Origin of the sequence: Citreicoccus inhibens, from assembly GCF_019039035.1 — a bacterium.
In the GTDB taxonomy this organism is placed as follows: Bacteria; Myxococcota; Myxococcia; order Myxococcales; family Myxococcaceae; genus Citreicoccus; species Citreicoccus inhibens.
In genome coordinates, this window is the sequence record NZ_JAHNZT010000028.1 from 1 (window position 1) to 18,613 (window position 18,613).

Consider the following 18,613-nt stretch of genomic DNA (forward strand, 5'->3'; position numbering starts at 1 on the left):
GATGACCGTCGCTACCTCGACATGGCCTTGCTGACTTCAAACCCAGGCACCGCTGAATGATGCCGCCAAGGAGCTTTCCTCCCCCGTACCCCCTCCGAACCGACTACACACGATTCGGGACTTGACCACGTGCAGCAGCGGGGAGGGCAGGTCGCTCCAGAGGGCCCGGACCACGGCGTGCATCACGACGTTGAGGGCGAACAGGGCGCTCACCATCCAGGGGCATCGCGCCATGGCTCGGGACTACGAGTGGCACAAGCATTCGTCCGAAGCCTTCATCCCATTGCAATGACTGGCCTCATGCTGCGCCGCCTCGCATCGCGGTCCATCTCAACACGCTCTAAGGACGGGCGCACGCACATCGAAGGCGTCAGCCCGCCCCTGGCGAGTCAGCGTCTGTCGGTCTGACTCGCGCCACTCTTCATCCCCGGTGGTTCAGGGGAGCCGCTCGAACACGGCGATTGCCTGGGGATAGTCCACCGTCACGCGGAAGTAGCTCAGGGCGCTGCCACCCAGCGCACCCTCGACGATCTTGTCCATGAACTGGGACATGCCCTGGTGGAAGTTCGGGTCGGCTCGGGTCGTGAACCAGACCGGGCCCACGGTATAGCCAGCGACCTCCACGGACGGCACCTCGATGAGGAATGAGTTGGGGATGCGGCTGTCCGCGTCTGCCACGACGCGCCACTCGGGGTGGTGCTGCCGCCAGCGCTCGAACACCGAGCGGGTGATGAAGCTCGTGGCTCGGTCCGCCGGACGTCCGTCCGCGAGGGCATCCTGCGCCCCCTTTGTCAGCAGCACGGAGGCGCCGGTATCGAAGAGGAGATCCAGCGTCTCGCCATCCACTTTGATCTGAATGCGGGGGAAGTTTGCCTGGCGAATTCCCTCCGCGGTCGTCGGGAAGCCCAGCGAGACGCGATGCGCGGCGTCGACGGTGGGGACATCTCCGGGGGCGCGCAGCCAGAGCTTCTGCTGCGGATAGTCGAAGGTCCAGACCCGCCCGGCGAACCAGGCCTGGCCGAGCATGCCGTCCCATTCAAACGTGTTCGCCTTCGCGATGCCGTCCGGCATGACGGTGACGGTGATCTGCTCGTTGAGCAGGGGCGGAATCCAGGCGTCCGGGCTGAAGGCGGGGATGCGGATGGCGGGGCGCGCCGGAGCGCCCGTCGCGCTCTCCTCGTTCTCCAAGGGGACTCCGAGTGCCCGGACCGAGGACTCGGTGACGTACAGCCCTCCGCCGGTGTCGGTGAAGAGCGCGACCTCCTTCCCGCTCGAGGTGCGGGGATGGACGACGAAGCGTCCCTCCTTGAGCTGGCTCGGCAGCGCGAGGGGCTTGCCGGGCGCGGGGGCGGGAATGGACGGTGTCGTCGGAGCCGAGGGCGCGGTGGCGCAAGCCACCGTGAGCGAGAGGAGAAGCCAATGAGGGCGGAGTCGCATGGTACCGAGGATACGTCGCCCGTGACCCTCGATTGCAGGAAAGACGGCTCTGCGCCGCTGCGAATGCCTCACGGGCGCGCGTGGGCTGTGGGGGGGCCGCGCCCGCGATGATGTCTGCATTGAGCCCTCGCGGACTCAGGCATGCACGGCTGGGACTCCTCACCTGTTGACTCGATGCGCCCTCTCGAAGGTCGAGGCACGGCGGGGATGCTTCGTGCCTCCCGAGAGGCAGAAGGCGGGTTCGTGCGGGGGCTGCCGGGCGCAAGTGTCACGGGTGTTTCATGCCGGGTGATTGCAGACACATGGCGCCACCAACCCAGAGTCCGGGGCTGACTCAGGGGACGCGAAGATGACCCGTGTGGTGGTTGTGATTGCGGATTGAAGTGTTGACTGGGAGACGTATGCTATTGGGACGCGCCCGGCCCATTTCGGTTCGGGCGCGCATAGGGGGTCCTGACATGATGAATCCACGTCTGGCCGTGAGCGCGGCCGCGGTAGCGTTCTTCGGTCTGTCGATGATGGGGTGCGGCCCGGAGACGCGTGAGGCGGCTCAGCCCGAGCCCGCCGCGACGCAGGCAGAGCAGCCCCGCGGTGAGAAGACCGCGATGGGGACGTCCTCCCTCTCCATCTTCCAGGTGTGCGACTCGCTCATCGGCTGCGAGACCACGTCGGGCAAGACGACCACGACGGGGGACTTCAACGGCAACGTCACCGTCAAGACTCGCGAGTACTACAGCACCGGTGCCTTCTATGGCTCCTTCGCGGGGACCGCCGTGACGTGGACGAGCACCAGCCCCATCTTCAGCGGAGGCGTCTACATTGGCACGGAGCGCACCTTCCAACTCACCGGTGTGACGAGCGGTTCGTTCAGCGGAAGCATCCAGGGCACGGATGGCATCTGGCGGACGGCCAACCTCTACATCCAGTAAGGGACTGGGCTTGCCCGGGCCCACTGCTCCGCCGCGCGCGGTGAGGCTCAGAGCCGCGAGGACGCGCTGCCCCGAGTGTCGCGTCCTCGCGTGACTCCGCCAGACCCGCGGCGGATGCCTGCCGGAGCCTGGGCGCTCCGCGCGCCAGTTGGGTTCAGCTCTTCGCGCGGGTGGCTGCTTCCTCGGCCTGCAAGGCTCCATTGAAACAGGAGCGGCAGGCCAACACAGGTCACGGGCGCGGCTGGCTCACGCGAGGCGCGGCGCAGGCCGCCGTGGCGAGGGCTTCGGTGAGGGCTTCGGCCGGTGACGCGGGGAGGTCCATCGCTCTCCAGGCGATGTAACCATCCGGGCGGATCAACGTGGCGCCTCGCGGGCTCACCCCATAGGCCGTGCGGAACGCGGAGAGGTCCTCTGGCTGCACCGTGGTGCCGAGGTGCAAACAGGCCACGGGGAGCCCCACGGCTTGCGCGGCGTGCGTCGCGGCTGAGGCCCAAGCAGGGTCCTCGGAGAAGAGCACCCAGCCTCGCTGGAGCAGGTCGAGGGTGGAGCGCCGTGCCTCGTCCTGGCGGACCCAGAGATGCGGTGCGCGCGTGCCCGGCTGGCCGGCCCACTCCTCGGGCCGGCGCGCGGGGGGCAGCTCCGCCGCGGCTCCCAGCACCGCGGTCGAGCGATAGAGCTGACCGAACTCCATCGCGTCGTCGTCGAAGATGGGCGTGTCCTGGGCCACGCCCGCGGCCTCGGCCCGGTAGTCCGGGCGCGCGAAGATTTGGTCGTGCCGCAGCCAGGCGATGGGCCGGCGCTCCGCGTCGTAGGTGTCGAGCAGGGCCGGCCCGGACGTGCCCGAGAGCACCGCCGCGAGCTTCCACGCGAGGTTGTGGGCATCGTCGATGCCCGTGTTGGCGCCATAGCCTCCCCGGCTGGGCGGGAGCGTGTGCGCGGCGTCGCCCGCGAGGAAGATCCGGCCCGCGGCGAAGCGGTCCGCGATCAACGCGCTCAACTCCCAGCGCCCCGTGGTGAGCAACTCGATGTCCACGTCGGTGCGACCGATGGCGCGGGATACCAGGGTGCGCAGGGTGGCTTCGTCTCGCTCGTCGTCGTCCGAGAAGATCAGCACCCAGCGCCCATCTCCGTAGGTGGTCAGGAACGCGTCGAGGCCCGGCTGCTCGATCTGGAACTGGCGGACCCCGGCCTGTAGATACGCGTCGAGTGGCGCGCGGAACAGGACGCTGCGCACCGTGCGCATGTGGCCGCGTCCGGAGCGGCCAATCTCGAGGGCCTCCCGCACCGGACTGCGGTGCCCATCCGCCGCGATGACATAGGCCGCGCGCAGCGTGGCCTCGCTCCCGTCTCGGCGGCGCAGCGTGGCCGTGACGCCCGTGGCGTCCTGCTCGAAGTGGCGCAGCTCGGTCTCCAGTCGGATGTCGGCGCCGAGCGAGATGGCGCGCTCGCGCAGCAGGGGTTCGAGCCAGTCCTGCGCGACGGCCGCGCCCCGGCACGGGGACTGCTCCACGCGAGGCTCCGAGCGGCGCTCCGGCGTCCATGGGGACTCCTCGAACCAGGTGCCCGCGAGGCTCTCCACCCGCGCGCGACGAAGCTGGAAGTTCGCGGGGATGGGCGGGATGCGCTCCTCCAGCCCCACCGCGCGCAACAGCTCCAGCGTCCGCGCCGTGTAGCCAATCGCCCGAGGGTGCGGCGAACTGCCGGGGTGGCGCTCGACCAGCACGCACGGGACGCCGCGCCACGCGAGAAACAACGAGGCGGACAAGCCGACCAGCCCGCCTCCGACAATGAGCACCGGGGTGGATTCCATGAGGGTATCGTCCTTTCGATACGGTGTATCGATCGATACACCGTATCCAGGCCGGACGGGTTGTCAAGGTCGCGGGGGAGCGGCTAGAGGGGCCGGGATGAGCCAGAAGCCGCGCGAGCCGGAGACCGCCCTCATCTGGGAGCGCCCCGAGCCGGCCCCTCGCCCGAAGCCCGAGCCGCTGAGCCGCGAGCGGATTGTGCGCGCCGCGCTCACCCTGGCCGACACGGAGGGGTTGGCCTCGGTGTCGGTGCGGAAGGTGGCGGCGGCGCTGGATGCCGGGCCCATGCGCCTCTACGGCTACGTGTCCACCAAGGAGGAGCTGCTGGAGCTCATGGTGGACGCCGTCTACGGGGAGCTGGTGGCCGAGGGCCCGTTGCGGGGCTCGTGGCGCGAGGCGCTCCGGGCCATGGCGCAGCGCACGCGGCGGGCGGCTCACGCGCATCCGTGGTTGGTGGATCTGCTGGTGGGGCGGATCCACCTGGGGCCTCACGCCCTGGCGTACCTGGAGGCGGCGCTCGCGGCGTTGGACGGCGCGCCGGGGTTCGAGACCGTGGACGCCATTCTCCAGGCCGTGGGCACCGTCAACGCGTTCGTGATTGGCGCCATCCGGAACGAGGCCAGCGAACGGAGCGCGGAGCGCGAGAGCGGGATGACCAAGAAGGAGTGGCAGCACGCCACGTCGCCGTACCTCGAGCGCATGGTGGCCACGGGCCGCTTCCCCATGTTGGGGAAGGTGATGCGCGAGGCCACCCATCCCTCGTTCGACGTGGCGTTCGACCAGGGATTGGACTGCATCTTGGAGGGCCTCGCCACGCGCTTGCCGCGTCGGAAGAAGTAGCGGCGCGCAGGTCAGCGGCTGGAGATGGGCGCGGAGAGGAACGCCTTGATTTCGGGGAGCATCTGGGGCGCGGTGTCCTCGAAGAAGAAGTGATTGGCCTCCGCGAACTCGCGCGTCCGGTTCCGCGGGAAGACGCGCTGGAAGTGCTCCAGGTCCTCGCGCGGGAAGCCCTCGTCCTTGAGCGCCCAGAAGATGAGGGCGTCTTTGTTCGCGAGTCGGGGCAGGGCGGACTCGACCTCGGTGAAGTAGTCGGTCGCGGCGGTGATCTGCCGCGGGTAGAAGGCCGCGATGCCTCGGCGCTCCAGCGGGACGAAGGGGCGCAGGTAGGTGTCCAGCTCCTGCGGGGCCAGCTTCCGGACGATGCCGTTCTGGAGCCCGAACGACGCGAACCCGTTGAAGTTCATCTGGAAGAACTCCCCCACCGGCCCCCCGGCGATGACGGAGAAGATGCCGCGCGGCACGTTCTTCTGCGTGGGCCACGCCCAGGTGCTGCCGAGGATGATGCGCTGCACGAGCTCGGGCCGGCGGGTGGCGAAGCCCAGGCCGATGGGGCCGCCCCAGTCCTGCATCACGAGCGTCACGTCGTGGAGCCGGAGCTGCTCCACGAACTCCTCGACGACGTGGCTCTGCTCGCGCGGCGTGAAGCCGTAGCCCGCCGGCGCCTCGGACATTCCGAAGCCGGGGTAGTCGAGCGCGATGGTGCGGTACGAGCCGCGCAGGCCTTGGATGAGCGTGCGCCATTGGAAGGACCACGCGGGATTGCCGTGCAGGAAGAGGAGCGTGGGGCCCGTGCCCTCGTCGACGTAGTGGATGCGCGCGCCGCTCGGCAGCGTGACGAACTGGGGCGCCGCGTCGAACAGCTCGGAGGGAACGTCGAAGGCGACGGGCGAGCCCTTGGGCAGGGCGGGCTCATGGGCGGACGCGGCGAGGAAGGCCCACCCTTCCAGCGCGCCGAGCAACAGGAGCAGCGTCAGGCTGATGCGTGAGCGTGCCGGCCGCTGCACCGCGCGCGGCGTGAGCCAGGCCAGCGCGAGCGCGCCCACCGCCACGGCGGGGAGGGCGGCGCTGACCAGTCCCGTGGGGCCCGCGAGTGCCAGGGCGCTCACGGTCACCAGCCCGAGGCCCGCGAGCACCGAACCGAGGACGGCGCGCGGCCGAGCGCTGCGCGAGATGAGCAGCCGGTAGAGCATGGCCGCGGCGAGCGCGATCGCCACGGACACCGGGGTGAGGACGGCGTAGCGGAGCGAGGGGAAGAAGCCGATGCCCTGGACGTGGGGCGCGGTGTGCACCGCGACGGTGGTGACGAGCACGGCGGGGATGGCCGTGGCCAGCCCGGCGGCGAGCACGCGGAGGGGCTGGGGGATGGAGGGGGACTGCGAGGTCTCTGTCTGCATGGTCTGGACTCCCTTCGATGGCGTAGAAGTAGTCCGATGCCTCCGGACGAACCATGTGCGAAGCTCCGCATCTCTGGTCCAATCGTCCAGGGCGGGAGCGGGTAATGGATGTCCTGGCGGATGCGCTGCGCAGCCTTCAGTTGAAGACCGAGGTGTACGGGCGGCTGGAGTTGAGCGCGCCGTGGGGCATCTCGCTCGACCTGGAGCACCCGGGCTTCTTCCACGCGGTTTCACGCGGGGGTTGCTGGCTGGAGGTGGATGGGCAGCGAATCGCCCTGGCGGCGGGGGACTGGGTCTTCATCCTGGGGAAGGGGCCGCACTCGCTGCGGGACTCACCCAAGACGTCCACGCGACCGCTGCCGGAGCTCTACGCGGAGGTGGGCGCTGAGTGCGGCGGGGTCCTGCGCCATGGCGGGACGGGGCCGCAGACGACGCTCATCTCGTTCAGCTTCGGGCTCGGGGGCACGTGGCTGAGTCGGCTGCTCTCGGGCCTGCCGCGCGTGCTGCACATGAAGGGGGATGGGAGCCGCTCCACGCGGTGGGTGGAGTCGCTGGTGCAACTCGTCGCCTCCGAGATGGAGGCGGGGCGACCTGGGCACGAACTGGTGTCCACGCGTCTGGCGGATGTCCTGTTCGTCCAGGCGCTGCGCGGACATGTGGAGTCCTTCCCGGGCGAGAAGGGGGGCTGGCTGCGCGCGCTGGAGGACGCGCAGCTCGGCAAGGTGTTGAAGCAGTTGCACGAGCGGCCCCAGCACCCGTGGACGGTGGACACGATGGCGCGGGCGGCGAGCATGTCGCGCTCGACGTTCGCGGCGCGCTTCCAGAAGGTCCTGGGGGAGAGCCCGCTCTCGTACCTCACGGGGTGGCGGATGCACACGGCCACCCAGCTCATGGCGGGCGACGCGTCGATGGCAGACATCGCCGAGGCCGTGGGCTACGAGACGGACAGCGCGTTTGGCAAGGCGTTCAAGCGGCACATCGGGCAGTCGCCCGGGGAGTTCCGCCGGAGCCTGCGCCACGCGCCCGCGGGGCCCGCGTTCGCGGCGGTGAGCGCGCCGGGAGCGTGAGTCGGCCGCGTCGCTCGCAGGCGACCCTGCACAGATATCGGCCATCCGCTGGCCGTCTTTGGACTTCGAGCACGACCCGCGCGGCGCTACTCAGGACGCTCCCTTGCAGAGAGGAGAACGCCCATGCGCGCCCTGACGGTTCTCGCGGTCATGATTCCGCTGTTGTCGCTGGAGGCTTACGCCAAGGACCCCGCGCTCGGGGCGACGACCTACGTCACGTATGAGAGCTTCCTCAGCCCCGCGCAGGAGCCGGGCGAGGAGTCCGAGACGCCGAAGCTGCTCCAGAAGAGTCTGGGCGCCACGGCGCCATCGATTCCGCGCGAGGAGCGCAAGTCTCGGGGGCATGGGCAACTGCGCTTCAGCCGCGACATGAGCCGCGCCTACGTGGAGGTGGAGATCCAGGGCGTCAATCCCGCGGACATCCTCATGTTTCACATCCACTGCGGGCCGCCTGGGTTCCTGGGGCCCATCATCGTGGACTTCGGCGAGGTGGACAGCCCGTCGAAGTTGTTCTCGCAAGGGAAGCTGGTGGTGGAGCTGACCAACAAGAACGTGCGCTTCGTGAAGGACATGCCGGGCCTGAAGCCCTCGTTGCCGGAGAGCTGCCCGTCTGACATCGGGCTCCCAAACCAGACGCGAACGCTGTCGGGGCTGGAGTATCTCGCGCGCAAGGGCGTGCTCTATTTCAACCTCCACACCAAGGCACACACCTACTACGGCGAGATGCGCGGCCAGCTCTCTGTCGCCCAGGACTAGCGTCACGCTTGGAGGTGTGTGCCAGAGGTTGCCAGGGACATGCGTCTTCCTGAGTGGCACCCCGCGGTAATCACAATCGCACCGGGAGGTTCACCTTGAAGGCACAGGCTCTTGCGGCAGCGGCGTTCATGGCCGACAAACATGTGAATGTCTTCACGGATGAAACCGTCACCACCACGGGATGGGGCTCTACGGTGTATGCGATGGATGTCTTGCCGTAGGGGGATGGCGGATATGTCGAATCCCAATCGGATGAGTTCCACGCATGTCGCTTGGGCCGTTGCCCTCCTCGTCGCCTGCTTCTCTCCAACGCAAGCCCATTCCGCCCCGCAGTGGGTGCCCATCTCGGGCGAGAACCCTGTCTTCATTCAGGCGGATGTGCCTGACCCGACTGGCACGTGCCAGGCAGGGTGCGGGGCGGGGAAGACGTGTGTGGCCGGCGCATGCATGAGTTGCGGAGGGTTTGGTGAACCCTGCTGTGCGGGTGCGTGCATGGCTGGGTCGACGTGCCTTGGCGGCTGCTGCGGTCAGCACTCCTTCTACGACGACTCCTCGCAGGGGGCGTCCGGACTGCGAGCACACTGCCATGGCTTCCTATGCCCAGTCGGTCCATGTCTATGAGCTGGACTGGCGCTCGGATCGCATCAGCGTCAGCGTGGATGGCGTCCTCCTCTACACGGCGACCTCGGGAATCACATTGGGGCCAATGCAGCTTCTCCTGAACCTCAATGTCGAAGCTGGCGGGAACGGCTGGGCTTCAAACCAGATCATCCCTGGCGTCACCCAGCTCCCTTCGACGCTCCTGATCGACAAGGTGGAGGCCTGGACGCCAGCCCTGACGTGCCCTAACTAGGCCCGCAGCCGGAGCCGAGCCCATCGGGCCCGGTTGTGGCACCACCTGGTGCACCCAGGTGGTGCCCTCATCGATGACGACCCCAGACCAGGACTGGTGGCCGCGGAGGAGCGGTCGTCGCGTGAGCGTGGCCTTGTCCTGGCGCAAGCGTTCAGGGCGTTACCAGTTCAGGGCCGGGGCGTTCGTTGGCCAACCTCGCGGATGTCGGCAGGTGTTCGCTCGGATGTCGTTCAGTCTGAGATTGAAGATGTGGGGTCGCGAGTCGCCAGCGCGGAAGCGTAGGGGTGAAGGCCTGCGGAATCCGCCGCCCATCCCTGGAGCACTCGATGCGACACCTTGGCACGCTGGCGATACGGGGGACCGCTTTCCTGCTGGGCCTTGTCTGTCTTCTGCCCGAGACGGCTGCCGCGGATGAGGAGTGCCGTGGGGGCAACACGGAGTTCGTCTCCTGGCTCGTGAAGAACTCCGCGAACGTGCCCACGGACCTCCGTGGGTTGAGCACGCATCCCGTGCTGTATCGCGAGGCCGCCTTCCAGGTGCTGTCCCCCGCGCAGCAGGCCGCCCTCTGGCGCGAGCATGTGCAGGCCTATCGCCGTGACCATCCACGGCTCACGCTGAAGCAACTCGCGGTGCTCGACGCCATCCTCGCCGTGCTCACCCCGGATGTCTTCGAGCCCGCCTCCGCGGTGGACACCTCCCAGGTGGAGGCCGCCGTGGTCGAGGCCTTTGGCACCCAGGAGTCCCAGGCCCTCATCCGAACGCTGGGGCCGCCCGACACGGACCCGGGGCTGTCGCTCACCACCGCGAACCTCTGCAAATGTAGCCTGCAGAGCGCCTTCTGCAGCCTCGGCAAGTGCCAACCCGGCAAGTGCCACCGGCAGAGCAGTGGCTGCGGCTCCTGGTGGCGCTACCCCTGTGATGGCGTCTGCAAATAGCCCCGGCCGCCGACAGTCCGCATCCGCTCCTTGTGAAGGCTGCTCTTTCGCTCCGTGTGGTTTCCTGTTTGTGACATGAGAGGGGATGCGTAGAGTCCACCGCCGTTCAGGCCGGCCGGACAAAGGAGCGGACATGAGGCGCTGTCTCGGATTCAGTGTGGTGGGGATGCTGGTGGCGCTGGGAGGCGGCACGGCCTGTGGAGATGGGACGGAGGTTCCCGCGAACAACGCGGTGGTCGTCCCGCACATCGAGCAGGCGGGGGCGCCCGAATCGCTCACCGTCACGGCGGGCGATTCCAGGGTGTCCCTGTCGTGGAATGCGCCCGCGAGCGAGGGCGGTGGCCACATCGTGGGCTACACGGTCTGGGTCTTCGAGGAGGGCAAGGCCGCGCGGAGCCTCCCGGTGCCCGGCCGTGGCACCACCGCCGAGGTGACGGGGCTGGTCAACGGAAGGCCGTACACCTTCTGCGTGGCCGCCACCAACTCGCTGGGAGATGGTCCTCAGTCCGCGCGCTCAGCGGCGGTTCGTCCCAGGGTCGTCCCGAATGCGCCGCGGGACATCACGGACCTGTCAACCAACCAGAAGGTCGTCCTCTCCTGGCTGCCCCCTGAGCCCAATGGCATGCCCATCGTCTCGTACACGGTGACGGTCATCCACCGGGCCACGAACAAGGACGTCGCGACCCAGACGGTGACCGAGCTGACCGCCACGTTCACCGGGCTCACCAACGGCGTCGAGTACCTTGCCCGCGTGGTCGCGAACAACGAGGTGGTGGGAGGGACGCCCTTGCTCAGCGCCGTCTTCCATCCCCGCACCATCCCGTCCGTCGCCATCATCAACAAGGTGGTCTTCCTCCACGACGACGGGAAGCCGCCGCGGATCCGCCTGGAGTTCGCGGTCGCGGACACGGGCGGCGGCGACCAGCTGGGCTTTGGCGTCTACATCCAGTTCCGAGGCGCGGATATCGGCTATACCGGGACGGGCGACCACTTCGTCGAGCAGCCCGTCTACCCGAACGATCCAGGCACCTATCGCTTCGTCGTGAATGCCTTCAACGAGGCGGGCCAGGGGCCCAGCGCGGAGGCCATCGAGGTCACTCCGTATCCGTAGCGGGCTTGGGTGACGGAGGCAGGTGGATGCGCACCGTGCGCACCCGGCGCGGTGTGGCGTCCACCACCTCCAACTCCGTGCCGTCCTTCAGGCGCAGCCGCGTGCCGGGCTCGGGGATGGCTCCGCCCGACAGCGCGATGGTGAGGCCCGCCACGGTCGCGTAGTCCTCGCCTTCCTCCAGGTCCACGCCCAGCTCTCGCTTCACCTGCCGCAGGGGTGTCTCTCCCAGCACGAGCGCCTCTTGGGGGCCCTCGCGGCGCACCTTCTCCACGGGCGTCTCGGACTCGCTGAGGATGTCGCCCACCAGCTCCTCCAGCAGGTCCTCCACCGTCACCAGCCCCACCACCGCGCCGCGCTCGTCCACCACCACGGCGAGCTGCATGTGCCGGCGCTGGAACTCCTTGAGCGCCGCGATGGGCCGCATCGTGTCCACCAGGAAGAAGGGCGGACGCATGACGTCCTCCAGGACGATGAGGTCGCCCTCCCACGCGATGCCCAGCAAGTCCTTGGCGATGACGTAGCCCACCACGTTGTCGAGGGTGTCCTCGTACACGGGCAGCCGCGAGTGGCCGCGCTCCAGGAGCACGCGGCGAATCTCCTCGGGCCGCGCGTGGCGCCGCAGCGCGACGATGCGCTCGCGGGACACCATGACGTCACGGAGCATCAGGTCGCCCAGCTCGAACGCGCGCGTGGCGATCTCCCCCACGCGCGGGTCCACCGCGCCCTGCTTCGCCGCCTCCTCCACCAACTGCTGCAACTCGTCCGGTGACAGGCGGGACTCGGTGAAGTTCGTGCGGTCGCCGAAGAGGCGGAGCACCACGTTGGAGCTGGCGGTGAGGAACCACACGAAGGGCCGCATCAGCCACGCGAGCCCATTCAGCGGCCGGCCGATGAGCAGCGCGTAGCGCTCCGCGGTCCGCAGCGCGAGCGACTTGGGCACCAGCTCGCCCAACACCAAGGAGAGATAGGAGACGAAGGCCACCACCGCCGCGAAGGCGACCTGCTGCGCGCGCGCCTCGGACAAGAGCCCCCACCCAGAAAGCACGTCGCCCAGTCGCCGGGCGATGCTCGCGCCGCCGAAGGCCGCCGCGGTGGCCCCGATGACGGTGATGCCAATCTGCACCGTGGCCAGGAAGCGCTCGGGGTCATCGCGCAGCGCGGACACGGACTTCGCGGAGCGGCTGCCCTCCTCGAGCAGCTCCCGCAGGCGCGTCTTGCGCACGGAGAGAATCGCCAGCTCGGCGCCCGCGAAGACGCCGTTGGCCAGCACGAGCAGCAGGATGATGACGAGCTCCGAGCCGATGGCGGCCTCCGTGCCGGGCGCGCCCTAGGCGCCGAGCGACTCCAGCAGGAGCGCCAGCTGGTCGCGGCTCGCGCCCTTGGGCAGGTAGTAGCGAGGACCGGACAAGAGGTCGGCCCCCACGTCCTGCGCGGAGGCGGCGGTGAGGAAGACGATGCGCGGCTGGGTGTCTGGCGGAAGCTGCGCCACCACCTCCTGGCCGCTGACTCCCGGCATGTTCAAATCCAGCAGCATCACGCCGTAGCGATCGCCGCGCCGCAGCGAGTCGAGCGCCTCCTGGCCGTTGGCGGCCTCGGTGGTCTCGTAGCCCAGCTCCTCCAGGCTCAGCCGGAGGACCTCCCTCCAGTCGGCGTCGTCATCCACGACCAGGACCTTTCGCGCTTCATCTCCCACGGCGAGTCGACCCAAGCAGCCTCCCTGACAGCTGACAGGGGGACAACGCCCCTGGGGGAGGGTGGCATTCGCGACAAGTGGCGCGCGCATGCCGCTCGCGGGGGGCTCAGGCCGCCGGGCGCTGCCCCCTCGCTCCGCCCAGCTGGCCCATCAGGTACTGGAGCGCGGGAATCACGTTGTGGGCCGCCGTCCGAGGCTGCGAGGGCCGCGTCGTCCGGCACCACGTGGGCGTGCCCTCGAGTCGCCCCGCGGCGTGCTGGAACAGACGGAAGCGGCCCAGGTCGGTGGAGCTGCCCGCGTTGTACACCTTCAGCGCGCGGCCCCCGGGGCTGCCCAGGTCTCGCTCGCGGGGGACGTGGCGGTGGCCGTGCAACACCAGGTCGCAGCGTCCGGCCACTCGCTTGACGAGCTCCGCGCCCAGCGCCAGCTCCGCCGCATGCGGCCATCCCATCCGCGTGGCCAGGCGCTCCGGGAAGCTCTCCTCGGGAAGCGGCAGCACGTGGTGGTGCAGGAGCACCGCGGCGAGAGCGTCGTGTGGCGCCTCGGACAACGCGGCGTCCACCTGGTCCACCACCGCGCGGCTCAGCTCGCCGTGGCTGTTGAAAAAGTTGCGGTTGTGTTCGCCCGTGGAGTCCACGCAGACGAGGAAGAGGCCCTCGCGCTCGACAGTGCGAACCTTGTGCCCGTCCATCCAGCCGCGGCCCACGTCGTCGCCTGGACGGTCGTGGTTGCCCGGGATGAAGGTGAGCCGTCCGGAGTCGAGCAGCGGCGCGAAGTGGTGGCGGAAGCGGTGGAACTCGGAGCGCGCGCCCTGGTGCGTCAAGTCGCCCGTCACCACGACCTGGTCCACGTTCCGCTTGAGCAGGGCTTCCACCAGGGAGGCCGCCGCGGCGTCGCTCGCGGGGCTCAGGTCCAGATGAAGATCCGACAAGTGCGCCAGCGTTCGGAGGGGCGGCATGGCGTGGAGATAGTCATCGTCCCGAGGCACCGTAAGGGCTGCCGTGTGAATGCGTCGCAAGCGCTGCGCAACGTCCCGGTCACCCGATGAAATCGCCGGCGAGCAGGGCCTCGTTCGCGGGCGCGGGACGGGCATCGAGCCCAGGCACGGGCGCCGGCAAGAGCCGCGTGCCCGGGCCCACGCGCAGCTTCGTGCCCCGCCAGTTCACCGTGCGGCAGAACAGGCCGTGGCACCATGCGGCAAACAGCAGCGCGTCCTTCACCAGCACCGCGCCCGCCGCGCTCAGGGGCACGGGCCCGGGACGCAGCGCGCGCAGGGCGGCCAGGTCCACGAGCACCTTGCCCACCACGACGAGCGCGGCGGCGGCGGCCGTGAATCGCGAGGGCGCCAGCAGCGCGCCCAGGAGCGCCCACGGCGCGGGGTTGAGCAGCGACTGGGCCAGGTACGTGCCCAGCGACACCGCCGTGCGGTGAATGACACTCCAGCGCAGGTAGCGCTGGAAGAAGGCCTCCACGCTCTTGCGCAGCGAGACGTTGAAGACGGGCGCGCGCGCCACCACCACGCGCCGGCCCAGCTTGCGCGTCACCCACAACCCGATGACGAAGTCCTCGGCGAGCACGTCCTTCACGGAGAAGAAGCCGCCGAGCGCCTCCACATCCTCGCGCCGCAGGGCCATGGACTTGCCCACCACGATGTCCTGCCCGGCGAAGCGCTTGGCGGCGATCATCCCCGCGGCCGCGCTCGACGTCAGGTACAGGTTGTCCAACAGCGAGCCGAAGGTCTCCTCGCCCAGCCCCGCGACGGGATGGGTCACGCAGCCCACCGACGGATCCTCGAAGGCCGCGGCAATCTCATCCAGGTAGCCCGGGGCCACGCGCGTGTTGCTGTCGCTGATGACCCAAAGGTCGTGGCGCGCGGCGGCGGCCAGGGTGACCAGCTGGTTCACCTTGGGGTTGAGGCCGGGCTCGCCCACCTGCTGCACTCGCCGGAAGCGCTGCGGCCAGCGCGCCACCGCCTCGCCGGCGACGTCCCAGGCCGGGTCCCTCACGTCCTTGATGCCCAGGACGACTTCGTAGTCCGGATAGTCCAGCGCGGCGAACTGGGCGAGGTTCGCCTCCAGGTCGTCGTCCACGCCACACAGGGGCTTGAGGATGGAGATGCCGGGGCGCGAGGCGCGCGCGGGCCGGGCAGGGGGCTCGCGGCGGTGCCGCAGCACGAGCGCGTACTGGATGACCAGGGCCGAGAGGCCGACACAGGCGGCTGCCAGGAGAAGGCTGGAGGCGAGGATCATGCCTCCAGGCTAGGGACTCTCCAAGGCGGTCTGGCGAAGCGGGGGCGGCGGAGCGGGCAACTCGGCGTGACAGCCGCGTGAAGCCCGCCCCCGGGCTACTCGGCGGTGAGGTTGCGGCTGCGCGGGTGGCGCACGTCCTTGCCCCGCACCATGTAGATGACCATCTCGGCCACGTTCATCGCGTGGTCGCCAATGCGCTCCAGATGCTTGGCGATGAACATCAGCGCCGTGGCGCGGCGGATGTTCTTCGAGTCCTCCATCATGTACGCGAGCAGCTCGTTGAAGATCTTGAGGAACAGGGCATCCAACAGGTCATCGCCCTTGAGGACGTCCTCGGCCTTGTCCGCGTCGCCGGACACGAAGGCATCCAGCGCCTTCTTCACCTGCTGCTGGGCCAGGTCCGCCAGCCGGGGGATGTCCACGTAGGGCGCCAGCGGCGGGACCATGTTGAGGTCCATGGCGCGCTCGGCCAGGTTCACCGCCAGGTCGCCAATGCGCTCCAGGTCGGTGACGATTTTCAGCGCGGTGGTGATGAGGCGCAGATCGCTGGCCGCGGGCTGGCGCAGCGCGAGGATGCGCCGGCACAGGTCGTCAATCTCCACCTCGAGGCGATTCACCTCGCGGTCGGCGCTGACGACCTTCTCGGCCAGGGGGGAGTCGCGCTCGGTGAGGGCGCGCACGCTGTTGGCGATGAGGGCCTCCACCTTGGCCCCCATGGCGAGCAGCTTCTCGCGAAGGTCTCGCAGGTCCTGCTCGAACGCCTTGTCGGTATGGGTCGCCGGCATGATGTGGTGTCTTCCTACCCGAACTTCCCGGTGACGTAGTCCTCGGTGCGCTTCTCGCGCGGGTTCGTGAAGATCTGCTCCGTGGGGCCGCACTCCACCAGCTCTCCCATGTAGAAGAAAGCGGTGCGGTCGCTCACCCGCGCGGCCTGCTGCATGTTGTGGGTGACGATGGCGATGGTGTACGTCGACTTCAGCTCGTGGATGAGCTCCTCGATTTTCGCCGTCGCGATGGGGTCCAACGCGCTGGCGGGCTCGTCCATCAGCAGCACCTCGGGCTCCACCGCCATCGCGCGGGCGATGCACAGGCGCTGCTGCTGGCCGCCGGACAGGCCCAGGGCGCTCTCGTCCAGCCGGTCCTTCACCTCGTCCCACAGCGCCGCGCCGCGCAGGGACTTCTCCACGCGCGCGCTCAGGGCCGCCTTGTCCTTGAGCCCGCCCACGCGCAGCCCGTAGGCGACGTTCTCGAAGATGGACTTGGGGAAGGGGTTGGACTTCTGGAAGACCATGCCCACGCGGCGGCGCAGGTCCACCACGTCCAGGGCGCGGTCATGGATGCTGGTGCCATCCAGGAGGATGGTGCCGGTGTGGTGCGTGCCCGGGATGAGGTCGTTCATCCGGTTGAGCGAGCGCAGGAAGGTGGACTTGCCGCAGCCGGACGGGCCGATGAGCGCCGTCACCTGGTGCTCGGGGATGGCCAGCGAGATGGTGCGGATGGCCACCTTGCTGCCGTAGCGCAGGGTGAGCTCCCGCGCCTCCATCTTGTTGCGCGGGGAAGGGGACTGGAGGGGCATGGTGGGCGGGTACCGTCAGTGTCCGGCGGAGGCGGCCTTGCGGCGCGTGCGCGACCGGATGATGACCGCGACGAGGTTGAGGGCGAAGGTGAGCATCAGCAGCACCAGCACGGTGGCGTACAGCAGCGGGCGTGTCGCCTCCACGTCCGGTGACTGCGTGGCCAGCACGTACGTGTGGTAGCCCAGGTGCATGAACTGCGAGTTGAGGTGCGTGGGCAGGTCCGGCAGGAAGTAGGCCGCGCCCGTGAAGAGGATGGGGGCCACCTCGCCCGCGCCTCGGGAGATGGCCAGCACCGCGCCGGTGAGGATGCCCGGCAGCGCCCCCGGCAACACCACGCGCACGAGCGTCTGGGACTGGGTGGCGCCCAGCGCGAGGCTCGCCGTGCGGTGATCCAACGGAACGGCGCGCAAGGCCTCCTCGGTGGAGACGATGACCACCGGCAAGGTCAGCACCGCCAGGGTGAGCGCGGCCCAGAGGATGCCGGGCTGCGCCCAGTGCATCTCCTCGTAGCCGAGCGCACGGTCCAGGCCCTTGCCCACGAAGAGGATGAAGAAGCCCAGGCCAAAGAGGCCGAAGACGACGGAGGGCACGCCCGCCAGGTTCGCCACGGCCACGCGCACCCAGCGCGCCATGCGCGAGTCGGGCGGGGCGTACTCGTGCAGGTACAGCGCGGTGAGCACGCCCACCGGCATCACCGCCAGCGTCATGAGGAGCGTGAGCGCCGCGGTGCCGAAGATGGCGGGGAAGATGCCGCCGCCCATCATGCCGTCGGTGGGGGGCTGGGTGAGGAACGCCCACGAGACGTTCGCCGCGCCCCCGCGCACGACGTCCAGGAGGATGATCGCGATCACGGCCACGATGACGAACGCGGCCAGCCCGGTGAGCGACGTGAGCGCCAGGCCCACCGCTTTGCGCGTGGTGTGCTTCATCCCGCCCCTCCCGTCAGGCGCTTCATGACCTTGCGGGTCCAGGAGGTGGCGAACATGTTGAGCACGAAGGTGAAGGCGAACAGCTCCACCCCGATGAAGAAGAGCAACGAGTAATGCGGGCTGCCCACCACCACCTCGCCCATCTCCGCGGCGATGGTGGCGCTGAGCGAGCGCACCGAATCCCCCAACCGCGCCGACACGATGGCGGCGTTGCCGGAGGCCATGAGGACAATCATCGTCTCACCGATGGCGCGGCCGAAGCCCAGCACGCACGCGGCGAGGATGCCGGGGGCCGCCGCCGGAAGGACGACCTTCCACGCGGTCTCCCAGGGCGTGGCGCCCAGCGCGAGCGAGGCCTCGCGGTAGCTGCGCGGCACCGCGGTGAGCGCGTCCTCGGACACGGTGAAGATGACCGGGACGATGGCGAGCGCGAGGCCCAGCCCGGCCACCACCGCGTTGAGCCGCGACTCCAGGCCGAAGAGGTCCTGGACGAAGCTGGCCATCACCATCAGCGCGAAGAAGCCGAGCACCACCGAGGGGATTCCGGCGAGCAGCTCGATGGTGGGCTTGAGCACCTCGCGCAGCCGGCGCGGGGCGAACTCCGCCGCGAACAGGGCGCCGAAGACCCCCAGCGGCACGGCGACGAACATGGAGACGAGGGTCGTCTTCAGCGTCCCGATGAACAGCGGAATCATGCTGACCTTCGGGACGCTGGACACGGGCTGCCACACGAACGTGGCCGGGCGCCCGGGCCGCGTCACCTGGGGCAGGAACATCTTGGAGAGGCTGGCCTCCTGACGGGCATGCGGATCCGTGAAGAGCCCCAGCGCCTCCTTCGCGACGAAGATGAGGATGAGGATGAGGGCCGCGATGCCCGTGAAGGCCACCGCGGTGACCAACCCCGCGATGACCTTCTCCTTCAACTGCCGGCGCCGCGCCGCCGCCGACAGGGTCGGCACGGGCACCGGTGACGCGAGACTCTGCTCCTGCATGAGCGCCTGTCTATCCATAGCAGCCGAGGGCCTCGCGTGACAT

19 protein-coding genes are annotated in these 18,613 nt (G+C 69.3%); 8 read left to right on the forward strand and 11 right to left on the reverse strand.

The window, feature by feature from the left end:
- Positions 1-435: 435 nt before the first annotated feature.
- Positions 436-1,437, reverse strand: a complete 1,002-nt coding sequence (locus KRR26_RS26195; protein WP_120210998.1) for a hypothetical protein — start codon at positions 1,435-1,437, stop codon at positions 436-438.
- A 458-nt stretch (positions 1,438-1,895) separates the two neighbouring features.
- Between KRR26_RS26195 and KRR26_RS26200 the strand changes: the two genes are divergently transcribed.
- Positions 1,896-2,366: a hypothetical protein gene (locus KRR26_RS26200; RefSeq protein ID WP_120210999.1), complete on the forward strand. Its 471-nt coding sequence runs from the start codon at positions 1,896-1,898 to the stop codon at positions 2,364-2,366.
- 229 nt (positions 2,367-2,595) lie between these two features.
- Here the strand turns inward: KRR26_RS26200 and KRR26_RS26205 are convergent, their stop codons facing one another.
- Positions 2,596-4,176, reverse strand: a complete 1,581-nt coding sequence (locus KRR26_RS26205; RefSeq protein ID WP_217081153.1) for an FAD-dependent oxidoreductase — start codon at positions 4,174-4,176, stop codon at positions 2,596-2,598.
- A 97-nt stretch (positions 4,177-4,273) separates the two neighbouring features.
- Here KRR26_RS26205 and KRR26_RS26210 point away from each other — a divergent pair, with 97 nt between their 5' ends.
- On the forward strand, positions 4,274-5,014 hold the full coding sequence (locus KRR26_RS26210) for a TetR/AcrR family transcriptional regulator (RefSeq protein WP_120211001.1): 741 nt from the start codon (positions 4,274-4,276) through the stop codon (positions 5,012-5,014).
- Between the two features lie 11 nt (positions 5,015-5,025).
- Here the strand turns inward: KRR26_RS26210 and KRR26_RS26215 are convergent, their stop codons facing one another.
- The gene (locus KRR26_RS26215) at positions 5,026-6,408 is read right to left on the reverse strand and encodes an alpha/beta fold hydrolase (protein WP_217081154.1); all 1,383 of its coding nucleotides are present in this window, start codon (positions 6,406-6,408) and stop codon (positions 5,026-5,028) included.
- Positions 6,409-6,512: 104 nt separating this feature from the next.
- On the opposite strand from KRR26_RS26215, the gene KRR26_RS26220 reads away from it, so the two are divergent.
- The 6 genes from KRR26_RS26220 to KRR26_RS26240 all read left to right on the forward strand — a co-directional run bounded on the left by KRR26_RS26220 (position 6,513) and on the right by KRR26_RS26240 (position 11,130).
- Positions 6,513-7,475, forward strand: coding sequence for an AraC family transcriptional regulator (locus tag KRR26_RS26220; RefSeq protein WP_158611609.1), 963 nt, complete (start codon positions 6,513-6,515; stop codon positions 7,473-7,475).
- 123 nt (positions 7,476-7,598) lie between these two features.
- Positions 7,599-8,231 carry a CHRD domain-containing protein gene (locus KRR26_RS26225; protein ID WP_120211004.1) on the forward strand — a complete coding sequence of 211 codons (633 nt, stop codon included), beginning with the start codon at positions 7,599-7,601 and terminating at the stop codon, positions 8,229-8,231.
- Positions 8,232-8,326: 95 nt separating this feature from the next.
- Entirely contained in the window at positions 8,327-8,452 is a 126-nt protein-coding gene (locus tag KRR26_RS37485) for a hypothetical protein (RefSeq protein ID WP_268905895.1), read from the forward strand.
- Positions 8,453-8,817: 365 nt separating this feature from the next.
- Positions 8,818-9,084, forward strand: a complete 267-nt coding sequence (locus KRR26_RS26230) for a LamG domain-containing protein (RefSeq protein ID WP_217081155.1) — start codon at positions 8,818-8,820, stop codon at positions 9,082-9,084.
- A 326-nt stretch (positions 9,085-9,410) separates the two neighbouring features.
- On the forward strand, positions 9,411-10,019 hold the full coding sequence (locus KRR26_RS26235) for a bacteriocin fulvocin C-related protein (RefSeq protein WP_217081156.1): 609 nt from the start codon (positions 9,411-9,413) through the stop codon (positions 10,017-10,019).
- Between the two features lie 133 nt (positions 10,020-10,152).
- Positions 10,153-11,130, forward strand: coding sequence for a fibronectin type III domain-containing protein (locus tag KRR26_RS26240; protein WP_158611601.1), 978 nt, complete (start codon positions 10,153-10,155; stop codon positions 11,128-11,130).
- Here KRR26_RS26240 and KRR26_RS26245 read toward each other — a convergent pair.
- The 8 genes from KRR26_RS26245 to pstC form a co-directional block, all read right to left on the reverse strand.
- Positions 11,114-12,406, reverse strand: a complete 1,293-nt coding sequence (locus KRR26_RS26245; RefSeq protein ID WP_120210761.1) for a hemolysin family protein — start codon at positions 12,404-12,406, stop codon at positions 11,114-11,116. The two genes, KRR26_RS26240 and KRR26_RS26245, sit on opposite strands and share 17 nt — an antisense overlap.
- 51 nt (positions 12,407-12,457) lie before the next feature.
- Positions 12,458-12,838, reverse strand: a complete 381-nt coding sequence (locus tag KRR26_RS26250; RefSeq protein WP_233577535.1) for a response regulator — start codon at positions 12,836-12,838, stop codon at positions 12,458-12,460.
- Positions 12,839-12,929: 91 nt separating this feature from the next.
- On the reverse strand, positions 12,930-13,781 hold the full coding sequence (locus KRR26_RS26255) for a metallophosphoesterase family protein (protein WP_120210763.1): 852 nt from the start codon (positions 13,779-13,781) through the stop codon (positions 12,930-12,932).
- A 79-nt stretch (positions 13,782-13,860) separates the two neighbouring features.
- The gene (locus KRR26_RS26260) at positions 13,861-15,072 is read right to left on the reverse strand and encodes a ceramide glucosyltransferase (protein WP_120210764.1); all 1,212 of its coding nucleotides are present in this window, start codon (positions 15,070-15,072) and stop codon (positions 13,861-13,863) included.
- A 95-nt stretch (positions 15,073-15,167) separates the two neighbouring features.
- The gene (gene phoU, locus KRR26_RS26265; RefSeq protein ID WP_120210765.1) at positions 15,168-15,857 is read right to left on the reverse strand and encodes a phosphate signaling complex protein PhoU; all 690 of its coding nucleotides are present in this window, start codon (positions 15,855-15,857) and stop codon (positions 15,168-15,170) included.
- A gap of 14 nt (positions 15,858-15,871) precedes the next feature.
- A complete protein-coding gene (gene pstB, locus KRR26_RS26270; protein WP_199723977.1) occupies positions 15,872-16,615 on the reverse strand; it encodes a phosphate ABC transporter ATP-binding protein PstB in 744 nt (247 codons plus the stop codon).
- Between the two features lie 48 nt (positions 16,616-16,663).
- Complete coding sequence (gene pstA, locus KRR26_RS26275) at positions 16,664-17,578, reverse strand: phosphate ABC transporter permease PstA (protein ID WP_120210767.1); 915 nt, start codon at positions 17,576-17,578, stop codon at positions 16,664-16,666.
- Complete coding sequence (pstC, locus tag KRR26_RS26280) at positions 17,575-18,588, reverse strand: phosphate ABC transporter permease subunit PstC (RefSeq protein WP_120210768.1); 1,014 nt, start codon at positions 18,586-18,588, stop codon at positions 17,575-17,577. Before pstC ends, pstA begins: the two co-directional genes overlap by 4 nt.
- Between the last annotated feature and the right edge of the window lie 25 nt (positions 18,589-18,613).

Coding starts and splice junctions, on each gene's coding strand:
- phoU (WP_120210765.1), bottom strand. CDS start 15,857: ATGCCGGCGACCCATACCGACAAGGCGTTCGAGCAGGACCTGCGAGAC.
- KRR26_RS26210 (WP_120211001.1), top strand. CDS start 4,274: ATGAGCCAGAAGCCGCGCGAGCCGGAGACCGCCCTCATCTGGGAGCGC.
- KRR26_RS26195 (WP_120210998.1), bottom strand. CDS start 1,437: ATGCGACTCCGCCCTCATTGGCTTCTCCTCTCGCTCACGGTGGCTTGC.
- KRR26_RS26200 (WP_120210999.1), top strand. CDS start 1,896: ATGATGAATCCACGTCTGGCCGTGAGCGCGGCCGCGGTAGCGTTCTTC.
- KRR26_RS26225 (WP_120211004.1), top strand. CDS start 7,599: ATGCGCGCCCTGACGGTTCTCGCGGTCATGATTCCGCTGTTGTCGCTG.
- KRR26_RS26230 (WP_217081155.1), top strand. CDS start 8,818: ATGGCTTCCTATGCCCAGTCGGTCCATGTCTATGAGCTGGACTGGCGC.
- KRR26_RS26240 (WP_158611601.1), top strand. CDS start 10,153: ATGAGGCGCTGTCTCGGATTCAGTGTGGTGGGGATGCTGGTGGCGCTG.
- KRR26_RS26255 (WP_120210763.1), bottom strand. CDS start 13,781: ATGCCGCCCCTCCGAACGCTGGCGCACTTGTCGGATCTTCATCTGGAC.
- pstB (WP_199723977.1), bottom strand. CDS start 16,615: ATGGAGGCGCGGGAGCTCACCCTGCGCTACGGCAGCAAGGTGGCCATC.
- KRR26_RS26235 (WP_217081156.1), top strand. CDS start 9,411: ATGCGACACCTTGGCACGCTGGCGATACGGGGGACCGCTTTCCTGCTG.
- pstC (WP_120210768.1), bottom strand. CDS start 18,588: ATGGATAGACAGGCGCTCATGCAGGAGCAGAGTCTCGCGTCACCGGTG.
- pstA (WP_120210767.1), bottom strand. CDS start 17,578: ATGAAGCACACCACGCGCAAAGCGGTGGGCCTGGCGCTCACGTCGCTC.
- KRR26_RS26215 (WP_217081154.1), bottom strand. CDS start 6,408: ATGCAGACAGAGACCTCGCAGTCCCCCTCCATCCCCCAGCCCCTCCGC.
- KRR26_RS26220 (WP_158611609.1), top strand. CDS start 6,513: ATGGATGTCCTGGCGGATGCGCTGCGCAGCCTTCAGTTGAAGACCGAG.
- KRR26_RS26205 (WP_217081153.1), bottom strand. CDS start 4,176: ATGGAATCCACCCCGGTGCTCATTGTCGGAGGCGGGCTGGTCGGCTTG.
- KRR26_RS26260 (WP_120210764.1), bottom strand. CDS start 15,072: ATGATCCTCGCCTCCAGCCTTCTCCTGGCAGCCGCCTGTGTCGGCCTC.